At 39.6% G+C, this 13,298-nt stretch carries 14 protein-coding genes; 8 read left to right on the top strand and 6 right to left on the bottom strand.

Translation table 11 applies throughout. The annotated features are described in order from the left end of the window. Positions 1-312 precede the first annotated feature (312 nt). Positions 313-2,673, bottom strand: coding sequence for a DNA polymerase II (locus tag KZZ04_RS09410; protein ID WP_138528020.1), 2,361 nt, complete (start codon positions 2,671-2,673; stop codon positions 313-315). A 60-nt stretch (positions 2,674-2,733) separates the two neighbouring features. Here KZZ04_RS09410 and dinG point away from each other — a divergent pair, with 60 nt between their 5' ends. From dinG to KZZ04_RS09380, 6 genes are read left to right on the top strand one after another with little or no spacing between them, the layout of a single operon-like run. Beyond that, a complete protein-coding gene (gene dinG, locus KZZ04_RS09405; protein ID WP_219422555.1) occupies positions 2,734-4,809 on the top strand; it encodes an ATP-dependent DNA helicase DinG in 2,076 nt (691 codons plus the stop codon). Beyond that, entirely contained in the window at positions 4,809-5,585 is a 777-nt protein-coding gene (locus KZZ04_RS09400; protein WP_138528016.1) for a TSUP family transporter, read from the top strand. Before dinG ends, KZZ04_RS09400 begins: the two co-directional genes overlap by 1 nt. Before the next feature lies 1 nt (position 5,586). Continuing rightward, on the top strand, positions 5,587-6,195 hold the full coding sequence (locus KZZ04_RS09395) for a primosomal replication protein (RefSeq protein ID WP_058405664.1): 609 nt from the start codon (positions 5,587-5,589) through the stop codon (positions 6,193-6,195). A 9-nt stretch (positions 6,196-6,204) separates the two neighbouring features. Further along, positions 6,205-7,104, top strand: a complete 900-nt coding sequence (locus KZZ04_RS09390) for a histone deacetylase (protein ID WP_058405665.1) — start codon at positions 6,205-6,207, stop codon at positions 7,102-7,104. Between the two features lie 51 nt (positions 7,105-7,155). Beyond that, positions 7,156-7,437, top strand: a complete 282-nt coding sequence (locus tag KZZ04_RS09385) for a late competence development ComFB family protein (protein WP_058405666.1) — start codon at positions 7,156-7,158, stop codon at positions 7,435-7,437. Beyond that, positions 7,421-7,573: a YbaM family protein gene (locus tag KZZ04_RS09380; protein WP_082653639.1), complete on the top strand. Its 153-nt coding sequence runs from the start codon at positions 7,421-7,423 to the stop codon at positions 7,571-7,573. Before KZZ04_RS09385 ends, KZZ04_RS09380 begins: the two co-directional genes overlap by 17 nt. Before the next feature lie 2 nt (positions 7,574-7,575). On the opposite strand, the gene KZZ04_RS09375 is transcribed toward KZZ04_RS09380, so the two are convergent. Then, entirely contained in the window at positions 7,576-8,100 is a 525-nt protein-coding gene (locus KZZ04_RS09375; protein WP_138528014.1) for a sel1 repeat family protein, read from the bottom strand. A 103-nt stretch (positions 8,101-8,203) separates the two neighbouring features. Between KZZ04_RS09375 and KZZ04_RS09370 the strand changes: the two genes are divergently transcribed. After that, a complete protein-coding gene (locus KZZ04_RS09370; RefSeq protein ID WP_219422554.1) occupies positions 8,204-9,088 on the top strand; it encodes a DMT family transporter in 885 nt (294 codons plus the stop codon). A gap of 17 nt (positions 9,089-9,105) precedes the next feature. Here KZZ04_RS09370 and KZZ04_RS09365 read toward each other — a convergent pair whose 3' ends face one another. From KZZ04_RS09365 to KZZ04_RS09355, 3 genes are read right to left on the bottom strand one after another with little or no spacing between them, the layout of a single operon-like run. Then, on the bottom strand, positions 9,106-9,618 hold the full coding sequence (locus KZZ04_RS09365) for a hypothetical protein (RefSeq protein WP_058405669.1): 513 nt from the start codon (positions 9,616-9,618) through the stop codon (positions 9,106-9,108). A 25-nt stretch (positions 9,619-9,643) separates the two neighbouring features. Further along, positions 9,644-10,387, bottom strand: coding sequence for an anti-sigma factor (locus KZZ04_RS09360; RefSeq protein WP_058405670.1), 744 nt, complete (start codon positions 10,385-10,387; stop codon positions 9,644-9,646). After that, complete coding sequence (locus tag KZZ04_RS09355) at positions 10,384-10,875, bottom strand: RNA polymerase sigma factor (RefSeq protein ID WP_138528010.1); 492 nt, start codon at positions 10,873-10,875, stop codon at positions 10,384-10,386. The genes KZZ04_RS09360 and KZZ04_RS09355 overlap by 4 nt, the downstream gene beginning before the upstream one ends. Positions 10,876-11,010: 135 nt before the next feature. Here KZZ04_RS09355 and KZZ04_RS09350 point away from each other — a divergent pair, with 135 nt between their 5' ends. Then, on the top strand, positions 11,011-12,357 hold the full coding sequence (locus tag KZZ04_RS09350) for a S8 family serine peptidase (protein ID WP_219422553.1): 1,347 nt from the start codon (positions 11,011-11,013) through the stop codon (positions 12,355-12,357). Here the strand turns inward: KZZ04_RS09350 and KZZ04_RS09345 are convergent. Further along, on the bottom strand, positions 12,341-13,267 hold the full coding sequence (locus tag KZZ04_RS09345; protein WP_219422552.1) for a hypothetical protein: 927 nt from the start codon (positions 13,265-13,267) through the stop codon (positions 12,341-12,343). The two genes, KZZ04_RS09350 and KZZ04_RS09345, sit on opposite strands and share 17 nt — an antisense overlap. Positions 13,268-13,298 lie beyond the last annotated feature (31 nt).

Raw genomic sequence — 13,298 nt, 5'->3', positions numbered from 1 at the left:
ATTTATTAATTATAATTTTTTCAGTCTAGCGGTACAAAACGTATCAAGTACCCCAATGACTGTGCCTTCAATGATAATACTAGTGAAAGAGCAAGGTCAACAAGGAATTAACGTTGCGTTAATAATTAATTACTAAAAATAGCTAAACGTTAATTCCACCAGAAAAAAATTAAATCTAACATACTGTTAAAAAACAAAAAAATATACAAATTAAATTAAATGCATTAACAGTATGTTGCTTTTTTTACTTCTAATTAAAATGTTAACTTTTGCTGGTTTTGTCGTTTAACGTAAATTTATTGAGCAAAAAGCTCAAAAATCAGGCAGCAAAAGTTGCCCCTGATTGTTATTTTTATCATCTATTGCTAAAGCATCAAATATTGCTGCCGATATCGGAACCAGCTGTCTCTGTTGATATAATGGGTAATTGAGTGTATTTTTTCCTGTACTTATCTCCGCGCTTTTAATTGCATAAACGTACTCTATAATTTGCCCGCGTCTAACTTCAAAGTCAGGATGCTCTGCCTTGTACTTTTTTACAGCTTGTACATGAGGCGGGATATTTTTTTCGTAATCGTTTAAATGTCGACCAAGGCGCTTTTTGTAAACAAGCTTTTGATCAAACTCTCCGCTATACAATCGTTTGGTATAATCTTTTACTATTTCGTCAAGTTGAGCAATTTCAAAGTGTGAATCAAATAAGGCTTCAAACAGCTCTTTTTGTAACTCTTGGGCAAATTCCGTCCAGTCGCTTCTAACAGTTTCCATTCCTTTGAAAACTATTTTAGATTCACCATCTATTGTTGTTTTACCGACGTAACGCTTTTTAGAACCCGTTTTTTTATCCCGAATAGTAGGCATAAAAAAGGGGCTGTAGTGGGTTTCGAATTCAATCTCTAAATAGCTTTTTAAATTAAAATGCGTTGCTATATATTGATCCCATTTATGGTTAATATGAGCCATTAATTCATTACCAATTTTATGGCAACACATTGCAGTTAAATTGTCGTCCACTTTTACAAAAATAGAATCCGTATCACCATAAATAACGCTGTACCCAAGCTCTTCCATCCATTTACGCGTAGTTTGCATAATTTCATGGCCACGCAATGTAATAGAGCTTGATAATCTAGGATCATAAAATCGACACCCCTTCGACCCAAGCACACCATATAAGCTATTCATAATTATTTTTATTGCTTGCGATAACATCGGTTGGTTGGTGTCTTTTGCGCTTTGCCGGGTTTTAGTTAGGTACTCTACTAGTTTTGGTAAATGGTGCTCAGTGCGAGAAAACATTGCATCATTAAAGCCTTGTATTGCATCATTTGGCGCATTTAAACCTTTTATTAACCCCAGAGGATCAATACAAAAAGTGCGCATAATAGAGGGATATAAACTTTTGAAATCTAAAACCAGAATATTTTTATAAAGCCCAGGCAATGAATCCATCACGTAACCACCTGGGCTATCAAAAGACAAACCGTGGTCGCCTAAATTAGGGGCTACATAACCACTGCGGTGCAACAAGGGTAAATACAAATTAGTAAAAGCAGCTACAGAGCCGCCCATCCGCTCAAGCTCAAGGCCTGTTAGCTGTGTGCGAACAATAGCAAATTCATATAAGTTTAATTTAGTGAAAATACGATTAACTAAAATACAATCTTGACGGTTATAAGCAGCTAAAGTCAGTTTATCTTCATTAAATTGACGGATAATTTCGCCTAACCGATTGTCTGATTGTATTAATTTAGCTTGACCTAATACTTTTTCGGCAATATTACTTAAAGAATAATTATCAAAGTGGTAAGTCGCATTTTTTAAGGTATCAATTCCATCAATAACACACCGCCCTGGTAACGTAAGGCGAGTATAATGCCCCGTATTGATATTGATTGATTGGTTATCTCTGCCCAATTTAAGTGGGATTCCAAGCGCTTCGGCACGGGTGTTAAGTACGGTAAAATCAAACTCTATGACATTCCACCCAATAATGACGTCGGGATCATTGCTGTTTAAATAGGTATGTAACTTTGTAAGTAACTCAAGTTCATCTAAACACCAATCAATGTTGATTTGTTCACTATGATTGCATGGCTCGCCAATCATTAAAACGCAATCAAGGTCATTACCAACAAGTCCAATTGAAAACAACACCCCTTCCCCATCGCATTCAATGTCTAATGACAGCGATTTAAGTTTGGGTGTGTAATCTGTATTTGCTTTTAACTTGGCATTTTGAATAAGCAAAAAACCTTTTTTTTGACTAACATCTCCAGTAACCCAAACACCCCCTTTAATAAAGCGTTCCATTAAAAAGCGATCGCTGTGGCGAATGTCACCTTCGTAAACGGTTATAGTGTTTTCGAATAATGTTCGAGCCTTATAAATACTGCTGGTATTATTAAAATAACAAGCAACACAAGCAGCACCACTAAAGTGACACATTTCAATTGATTTAAAATCAACAATAATGTTTGCGTTGTCTAATAGCTGCTGGGCATATTGCTGCTGTTCTTGTGGAATAAAAAACACTGCTTGCTGATTTTCAATAACTACCTTGATTGGACCATGATCAGATACCAGCCAGTAGCACAGTGTGATCCCCTGACCATTTTTAGACGAGTATTGTTGCCTTGATAAAATAAAGCCCTGATAGATTGCTTGTGTCAATGCACGATCCCACTTAATATACACACTGTAATTATATACATACTTTAGGCAAATCATTCCATGCTTTCTGACTCTCTAAAAAAAACTATTAGGCAAGTGCACCAGCATGTGGCTAAAAACCTGAATGATTATAGGCCGCGCAGCAGTCAAAATTATCTTGTTGCAGAAATCGCAAAAACATTGGCTGGCGAGTATCACAAAAAACAGCGCATTTGTGTCATTGAAGCTGGCACTGGTACCGGTAAATCACTTGCATATTGTTTAGGGGCTTTGCCTTTAGCATTGGCGCAAAAAAAGAAGCTGGTTATTTCAACCGCTACCGTGGCACTGCAAGAGCAATTAATTGCAAAGGAGCTGCCTTTTTTTAAAACACACTCTGGGCTCGACTTTAAATTTGATTTAGTCAAAGGACGCCACCGGTATATTTGCGCACATAAACTCCACAATGCAGTGAATGGCGATAGCCAAACTCAAATGGATTTTATGCCAACACTGACCTCTCCATTAAGTGATATGGAGAGCAAATGCCTCCAAGGGCTATACGATGCTTACGTCAATAAAAAATGGCAAGGCGATAGAGATAGCTGGGCAGATACTATTCCCGACAGAGTTTGGAATTTAATTGCTTGCGACAAGCATGCATGTCAGCGCCAAATGAAAGCGCATTTAACCTGCCCATTTCAACTAGCCCGCCAGCAACTCATGCAAATGGACGTGCTGGTTATTAATCACTCTTTGCTTTTAGCTGATTTAGACTTAGGCGGTGGTAAAATTTTACCCGAGCCCGACAACACTATTTATGTAATAGACGAAGCACACCATTTAGCCCATATAACACGCGATTTTTCATCAGCCGCAGCCACCATTAAAGGCACAATAGAGTGGCTGGATAAGCTTACAAAATTCAGTGGTAAAATGGCAAAAGTGCTAGTAGGACAAAGAGCCATAGGCCAGAACTTTAAACTGTGTGACAGTATAAACGATGCAAATAAAGACCTAAAAGTAGTGAGGGATATTCTAGATAACGCTGACTTTGAATATTCAAAAGACGACACATACCGTTTTGAACATGGTGAAATACCCAAGTCGCTACAGAGCAAAGCAAAAGATATAAGCGAAGCAACACAAGATGCACTGCGTTGCTTAAACAAAATGCACGACACTCTTACGCAAGATTTGAGCGACGGCGACATAAAACCATACGTTGCCGACCCAATTCTTGCTGAAAGCGGTCACTACATTAACCGTTTAGAACAACTCAATAAGTTGTGGTTTAGTTATGCTAACAAAGGAGAAGGCATCCCCCATGCTCGTTGGATAAAACGCCTAGAGTATAAAAGCCATCACGACCACCTTTTAAGCGATTGCCCTATTGAAGTTGGCTACTACCTAAAAGACAAACTTTGGAACGAGTGCGCCGGCGCTGTTTTATGTTCTGCCACATTAAGTGCCCTTGGTTCGTTTGACCATTTTGCTTACGAAAGCGGTTTAGCTAAAGAGGAAGGCGTTAAATTTATAAAGGTTCCCTCGCCCTTTGATTACCCAAAACAGGCAACATTACGCATTCCTGCGTCTAAAGTTGAACCTACCGATAAAGACTTTAGCGATCACTTAGCAACCACCTTGCCAGAGCATCTAAGCACTAAAAAGGCAAACTTAGTCTTGTTTGCCTCGTACTGGCAAATGGACCATGTAGCAAAGTTTCTTAGAACAAAAGGTTTTAACTTATTAGTACAAGGTGAGATGTCGCGAGAAGCCTTGCTTAAAAAACACAGCCAAAATATAGATGCAGGTAAGGGAAGTATTTTATTTGGTACGCAAAGCCTTTCGGAAGGTCTTGATTTACCAGGAAAATATTTAGAAAACTTAATTATCACTAAAATTCCTTTTGCTGTACCTACCTCTCCAATAGAAGAAGCGCAAGCAGAATTTGTACAAAGCAAAGGCGGTAATCCGTTTTTAACAATCACAGTCCCGGATGCTGCTAAGAAATTGGTACAAAGCTGTGGTAGACTGCTGCGAAAAGAGAGTGACGAAGGCTGTATTACTATTCTTGATAGGCGTTTAGTAACTAAACGCTACGGTAAAGCCATGCTCGACACCCTACCACCATTTAAAAGACAAATAGACTATTAATGTTTGAACTCGCACTCGATCCGACAACTTGGGCAATTTTATGTGCTGTTGCATTGGCAGCAGGCTTTATAGATGCAATTGCCGGTGGCGGAGGCATGTTAACCGTGCCCGCATTACTTACGGCTGGTTTACCACCGCACCTAACATTAGGTACTAATAAGCTAGCAGCAAGCTTTGGCTCGTTAACAGCAAGCTTTACCTATTACAAAAAAAACCTTTTTAGCCCCAAATTTTGGTTGGCATCAATTATAGCAACCGCAATTGGTGCGCTACTTGGTACGGTTATTGTTGATTATTTAAGTATCGACTTTTTAAATAAGCTATTGCCAATTATTATTATTGTTGTTGCCTGTTATAGTCTATTTGGTAATTTAAGCACTACACAAGGTGACCAACTGCCAAAGCTCAACAAAGCCATGAAAGTAAAGCAGTGGCTGCAAGGCTTAGCTCTTGGTTTTTTTGATGGGTTAGCCGGCCCAGGTACTGGCACATTTTGGACCGCGTCTAACGGCATGCTATATAAAATGAACTTGCTTCTAAACTGTGGTTTGGCCCGTTCTATGAACTTTGTATCTAACTTTATCTCGCTCATTACCTTTGTTGCTTTAGGGCACGTAAACTTTTTATTGGGTATTACAATGGGCTTTTTTATTATGTTAGGTGCATGGTTTGGTGCCCACTCGGCAATTAGATTTGGTAGTAAATTCATACGCCCTGTTTTTAATACCATGGTTATACTTTTAGCATTAAAACTCATTTATGAGGCTTACTTTTAACATGCAAGTAAATGCATTAGACAAGCTACGACAACAAGTGACTTCGCTTAAGCAACAAGCTGAGCAATTTGATAGAGCTAAATTATTTGCTAAAAATCGCTATATGCAAGCACAGCCTAGCCTATTTGACCGCGCTGTATTTCAAACTAAAAGTATGAGCTTAGTTGATTACGTTAACGAAATAGAAGAAGAAGTAGCAAGCTTACCACCAAGCGATCACCGCCATGCATACACCTATGCGTTAGAGCGTATTTCATCGCAGGTTCAGGCCGTGTTCAATGTTATTAAATCAACGCCAATTTGGGAAAAAGAAAATAAAAGTCGGTTTAAACCTCGCCCAAAACAAGCTGTTTATAAGCAAGCTGTAAAAAAAGTGATGCAGTCTTCCCACGAGCTTTACGATGAGTTAAAACAAAACCATGAATTTGAACGCCGCTTAATGCTGATGATAGAAGAGCGAAAAATGCAAATGGAAAAAGCATCGCCAGCAAAAGCCCAAAAGCTTAACCTTGAAATTTTAAGTACTCACGCACGCTTGGGTCGATGCCGAAAAGCCATTTCAGCCACCGAAGACAAAATACAACAAGTGGAAAAACAACAACTCCGTTAGGGCTTTTTCATGCAGTTATATTACCACCCTCTTTATTCAAATTTACCTTTACCCGAAAAGCACCGCTTTCCAATTCAAAAATATCAGCGACTTAAAACCGAAATAGAGCACTTAGGCTTTTTGCCAACCGCATTCATGCAGCCCACCAAGGCAAGCCTCTCGCAATTGGCCTTATGCCACAGTACGCAATATATAAATAATTTTTTAACCGGTAACTTATCTGATAAAGCGATTAAAAAGATGGGTTTCCCTTATTCGGCTCAACTAGTTGAGCGTACATTACTGTCTGTCGGTGGAAGTATTCAAGCAGCAGCGGAGGCTTTAAAAAGCGGACTAACCTGTAATTTAAGTGGTGGTTACCATCATGCCTATGGTGACTACGGCAGTGGCTTTTGTATATTTAACGATTTAGCCATAGCAGCCGCGCACCTATTAAACACCCATAAAGCCAAAACGGTGCTAATTTTTGATTGCGATGTGCACCAAGGCGATGGAACAGCACACATTATTAACCAGCAAAGCCATAAAAACATTATTACTTGCTCAATTCATTGCGAGCAAAATTTTCCCCGTTTAAAACAGCAATCTGATTACGACTTTTCTCTACCCGCTAAATCTGGCGACGATGAGTATCTCGACACATTACAACACGCGCTCGCGCTGTGTGTAAGCATTCATCAACCAGACATTATTTTATACAACGCGGGGGCAGATATTTATACGAAGGACGAGTTAGGTTTATTAAATGTATCTATAACAGGCGTTTATGAACGAGATTACTTTGTACTTAATTTTTGTAAGCAACATAACATTCCGCTTATGTGTGCTTTAGGCGGCGGTTATCAGCGTAATTTAGACAGCTTAATCAACGTCCACAAACAACTATTTAAAGCGGCTATCGATTTATAACAATCCTTAGTATAGACTTATCTAAATGGAACATAACAAAGCGGTAGGAACATGCGATTACACGACGATATACATAACTATTACGAAAAGATTGTTGTTGAAGAAATCATAAAACGAAAACTCGACGAAAAATATGATGACGACGTTATGGCTGACTTTTGCTGTACTGTATTAAACCAACTTCCACCTCGCTACATTCGTTACGACGTTGATATGGCGTTTTATTTACCACAAGCTGAGCGCATACATATGGAAGAACGTGTGCAAACAGCTATTGATGTGGCTATTAGTCAAATATCTAAAAAGAAAAATTTAAATGACCAAGCCTCTTGAGGAAGCCCCAACGCATATTAAACTTGCTGTTGATTTAATTATGATATTAGAGCAGCACGATGTAGAGCCCGAAGAAGTATTAAAAGCGCTCGATATAGTAAAAAGTGACTTTGAAAAGAAGCTAGTTAACAACTAGCTTCACTCAATTGTGTCTACTTCATACACAGTGACAGCAGCGTCACGTTTACTGCAATCAATTTTAATTTCGCCAAATGTACGCCTAGCTGTTGTTGACCTACGGCACGTCATTTTTTGAGCCTCAACACCAAATCGCTCAATGTACAATGCAACAGTTGCATCTATTTGCTGTTTCTCTTCTATTGTTGCAGCAGCATAAAAAGTATCATATTGTTGTGACCAATTTTCAACGCCAGCTTCTGCAGCTACACCTAACCAGCCCATACCAAGCTTGGTTGATTGCTCTAAATATTGGCCTTTTAAGAACATGAATGCTAGCGTGTACTGCGCACTTTTATAACCGAGCGATGCAGGCTCCTTTAAATCATAAAAAGCTTGCTCGTATAGCCCTTTTTTATACGCTTTAATCCCATTGTATTCTTTTTTCTTCATTGTATTGTCGCTGTATAAATTAACTGGGGTTGACCCACACCCACTTAATAAACTCAGTGCCAAAACTGCCGCAACTGACAGATGTCTAACCATAATTCGTCCTTTATTATTTTTAATATGCGAGTACCGGATCTGGCTTACACTCTTTGCAAAGCCTGTTATTCTATACCCCTAATCGTATAACTAAAATATTATCATGAGCTTAGCAAGTTTACTTAGATTATTTTTTCTGGCTTCAATTTGGGGCGCGTCATTTTTATTTATGCGAATGGCGGCTAACAGCTTAGGGCCTGCAGTATTAATTGAGTTTAGAGTTGGCTTTGCCGCAGTTACACTATTTATAGTTGCACTGTACTTAAAACGCCGCTTGGCGTTTACTGAACACACCAAGCACTTTTTTATCATTGGTGCGCTTAATTCTGCCCTTCCCTTTTTATTATTTGCGTACGCTGCGCAAACCATTAGCGCATCTACGTTATCTATTTTAAATTCTACAACCCCCATTTGGGGCGCGGTGGTGGGTATTATTTGGAGTAAAACCAAATCCACAAAAAGCATGGTTTTAGGTTTGCTACTGGGTTTAATAGGCGTGGCAATTTTAGTTGGGCAAAATCATTTTGTATTAAATAGCCAATCAATAATCGCCATAGTAGCAGCATTAAGCGCTTCGCTTTGTTATGCCATTGCATCCCATTACACTAAAAATGCGCCAAAGCTTGCACCGTTCGATAACGCACACGGCTCAATGTGGGCAGCGAGTTTTATGGTACTACCCCTTATTTTATTTATGCCAATGCGTGAAGTGCCAACCACCCACGTTATGCTCGGCGTTTTAGCCCTTGGCGTAGTGTGTACAGCGCTTGCTTATATTCTATTTTTTAAACTTATTGACGATATTGGCCCAACCTCTGCTTTAACGGTCACGTTTTTAATTCCTCTATTTGGCATTTTTTGGGGGCATTTAATTTTAGATGAGCAAATTGGGCCAAATACGTTACTAGGCGCATTATTTGTCATTGTGGGCACTATGCTGGTTACTGGATTTTTACCACGAAAAAAGCACTTAGCTAAAACACGCTAAGTGCTTTTACAAAGCGCTTACTTTTGTGCTTTTTTGCTTAAGTTTTCAATTAAGTCTTGGGCGCTAAAGCTGTTCTCGTTTGGCTTTATACCTTTGCCCATTTTAATATCAATAAGGGTGTGCACTTCTTTGCGTTTATCATGGTTGCTTACCTGTACGCCTACACTACTTGTTGGGCGTGCGCGTGTTTCGCAGGTTAATAAACCGCAGCTTCGCTCATATTGCTGGCTTTGTGATGCACTAATAGATGACGTGGAGGCTTGCGATTTAGACTCAACAAAGGTTTCTTTGTTAGTTACAACAAACCAGTCGTAGCCTTGCGCTTGGGTAAGCTCAGCTGCGCGTAATAATGCATAATCACCGGCATCGGCTACATTATTTGACACACTTTTAAACTCTACTCGGTATTGATCGTCGCTAATTTTTTGCTCGCTGTAACCTTGTGAGCCATTATTCGCGGCGCGGTAATCAGGTTTAGAAGCACAACCCGCCATAAGTAAAATGCTGATAATTAAAATAGATGTTTTCATAATTCACCTCGTTTTATACACATTATTATTTGTTTAACTGCCACTTTGCGCTAATTGCTTGCTGCTCTTGCGCTCTATCTAGTGGTGCGCCGCTGATCATGCTGTCTATAACAGTATCTAACTCACTGTTATTAGACGCCGTTTGATATTGCGCGCCATTATTACTTTGCTGCGCGGCTGTTTGCGCTTTAATTTGCCAACCGCTTTGTGTTTTACAAGCAATGCTTGTTTGCGTTGTATTGTTTGAACTTAGTACATACTGCCTACAAAGCTCACCTTGCTGATTTTTAAAACTAAGCTGCGCGCTAAATACTGAGCCATCACTTTGCTCAAACACACTACTACTAAGCTGTGTGTTAAGCGCTGAGGCTGTATTACTAGCCACGAATAAGTTTTGTGCGTTATGAGGCTGTAAATAGCTAGTCATTGCTATACCAAATACCACGGCAATGCTTGCAGCTATTGCTAAGCTTTTATTAGCCGATTGCTTAACCGTTTGCCAAGGCGTTAACGCCACTACATTGCTATTTGACGTGTTTTTAGTCGTTGGCGTATCGAGCTTTGCAACCGTTTTAGCTAATGAGTCACTAAGGGGTGCGTCGTCAATACGTGTTGCGTGCTCTTTTACTAGCATGTCTACTTCGCTTAGTTCTGCAAGTCGCATTACTAGTTCATCATTGGTTTCAAGGGCTTTACGCACTTGCTCCATTTCGTGCTCGCTGAGTTCTGAGTCTAAAAAGGCGCTAAGTGTTTCGTCGTTAATGTTCATATTTGCTCCTTTTTAAAGTCGGGTTTTATTAAGCTATAAAGTGTACTGCGTGCTCGCGATAATTTACTCATTACACTGCCTATAGGTATATCTAGCGTATGTGCTACTTCTTTATAGGCCATGCCCTGCACTGCCACAAGCGATACTATGGCGCGTTGCTCTTCGGGTAATTGCCCAAGTGCTGTATTTACATTTTTAAGCATTTGTTTGTTTTCGAGTGTTTGATGTTCATTGCTTGTAATTGGCTCTGGTAAAACATCGGCCTGGGCCGTATTTTGCCTTACCTTGCGTGAGCGGTATTCGTCTATCCACACATTGCGGCAAATTTTAAACGCCCATTTAGCAGGCTCAACGTCATCCGGAATGCCTTTTACTAATAGTTTTTCAATTGTTATTTGCACTACATCGTCTGCATCTGCTTTACTACCCGTTAGCGAATAGGCAAAACGCCTAAGCATGGGCAATAAGGTTTTTAATGTTTCGTTCATTGATTTTTACCCCTTTTATAAAGAAGACGATTCAAAAAAAAATTTATTCCCAAATAATCAAAATAATTTGAATAATGAAATATTTCTATGTGTTAAACGTTAACTAACAGTGTAATAAAAAATAAGTAACCCACTATGAACATGAAAAAAGTCCGCGTTAAACACATAATAGCCGCCTCGCTTTGCATATTTAGCGCAACGAGCTCAGCCAATATAGTAAAAGTCGATCAGGTGCTTGGGCAGCTAAACCCAATAGAGCAGCGTATTGAACAAACTATAGAGCGTGCACAACGCCTGCCGCTTCCGGTGCCTGTTCCACAAATATCGATTGATGAACTAAAAGCGCAAATAAGTGAGCCAATTACCAATTTACCTAATGTGCTTAACATCAATATAGATAGCCAAAACACCGCATTTGTTGAAGTAGAACTAGAAAACGGCTTTAGAGCAATAGAGCGCCAATGGTTATTAATGGCAAATAGCCAACAACTTAATACCCTAAAACAGCAAAATATAACGATTGTATCGGTAAAAAATTACAACGCACTTAATATGAGCTTAGTGCGCTTTACCGTCCCTCAAGGTGTTAATTCTAAAAGTGAGTTATTAAAAGCGCTTAACTTAGATGAGTCTGCAATACTTGACCGAAACCACATTTACCAAGCGCAAACAGGCGAGCCTACCATTAAAGTAACGCAAAATAAGCCTATTGCGCCCTACTGCACACAAAGCGTAAAAATCGGCATGATCGATAGCGCCATTAATACCAAACACAGTGCTTTTAAAGGCGCAAATATCATCACACAAAGCTTTTTACCACAAGGGTTAAGCTCGCCAAATTTACACGGCACCGCCATAGCGGGCTTAATTACGGGTAAAGGAGCAAAACTCAGCCCACTTTTAAGCAGTGCCAAGCTTTACAGTGCAGAGGTGTTTTATAGGCAATCTGAATATGCCCAAGGGGCTACTTTATTTGCCATAGTAGAGGCGCTTAACTGGTTAGTTAGTAATAAAATACCCGTAATAAATATGAGCCTAACAGGGCCAAATAACACAGTTTTAGAAGCAAGTATTACTGCTGCAATAAAACAAAACGTATTAATTGTAGCTGCTGCGGGTAACCAAGGGCCAGCGTCGCAGCCGTTATACCCAGGTGCGTATAAAAGCGTGATAGCGGTAAGTGCTATTGATTCAAAAAACCAAATTTATAGATGGTCAAATAAAGGTGATTACATAGACTTTACAGCCTTTGGTGTAAATGTTGTTACAAGCCAAGGCAATGGAAAATTTGGAAGGGAGTCGGGTACATCAATGGCGGCGCCGCATGTAAGCGCGGCATTAAGTTGTTTATTGTTAAAGCATGGTAATAATAAAACCAAAGCACTTAAAGAACTTACATCGCTTGCCAAAGATTTAGGCGAGCAAGGCAAAGACACCACCTTTGGTTATGGCGCCATTTACCCACCTAAAAGTGCACTTTAACTGACGCAGATAAAACCGACTGCGTATAGGTATTACTACTAAGCTTTGATTGGTAATCGCCATATTCAGCCTCGGCTATGAGTGTTACGTGCTCAAATACAGCTACGTTATAAAACGCATTAATTACATTGCGGTGCTCATCTCGCGATGGTATTTGCTCAAAAAAATCATCCGTTGTTTGCTCATCGTAATCTTTATTTTGATAACGCCAGCCGGCCCCCACTTTGTTAGCCACATTAAAGGCCGTAAATTTGTGCGTAACTTTAGTAGTAAAACCGTAGCCATTAAAGTCATATTGGTTGTCGTCGGCGTTTTCTTTATCAGCACTTAGCGCTGCCATTAGCATGGTTTGGCCATTATTTATAAAATGATAAAGCGCTACATCGGCACCTACACCATCGGCATTACGTGCTTTTGCAGTAGCAAAACGTTTAGCTTTGGTTTTTATGCTCATACGCAAATACGTATGCGGGTTTAAAAAATGGCCATAATAAGCACTGGCTTGATTAAAATGTAAAAATGTATCGCCATCTACATTTGCTTTTGCACCATCGTAACGAACCCCTACCTCATGGCTATTAAAGCTATAACTACCATCTAAACCATATTGATGCAGGTCTAAATCGTATTGATCAAACTCATCGTAGTCTTGTTGTTCAAACTTATAGCTTGAGGTTAATTTGGCGCTTTTTGTTAATTGCCATTTTGCATTAACACCTGCTGCGGTTTTTATGCCGCTGTCGCTTTGCGACGAAATATCGTCAAGCTCCTGAACAGAGAGCGCCGAGTTACTTAATACCCCAACTTCTGCATCGGCATTTAGCTCAAAACTACTTTTAAAGGGTTTAGTTTGTGCAAGGACCGCTTGGGCACTAAAAACACACAATGTGGCGGTTATAACTGCTTTCATATTTATTCTCCAACAGGCCGAATAGGTTTCC

The organism is Pseudoalteromonas sp. CR1 (assembly GCF_019392235.1).
Lineage (GTDB): Bacteria > Pseudomonadota > Gammaproteobacteria > Enterobacterales > Alteromonadaceae > Pseudoalteromonas.
The sequence above is the reverse complement of the archived record's forward strand: the minus strand, read 5'-3'. Positions and strand labels throughout refer to the sequence as shown.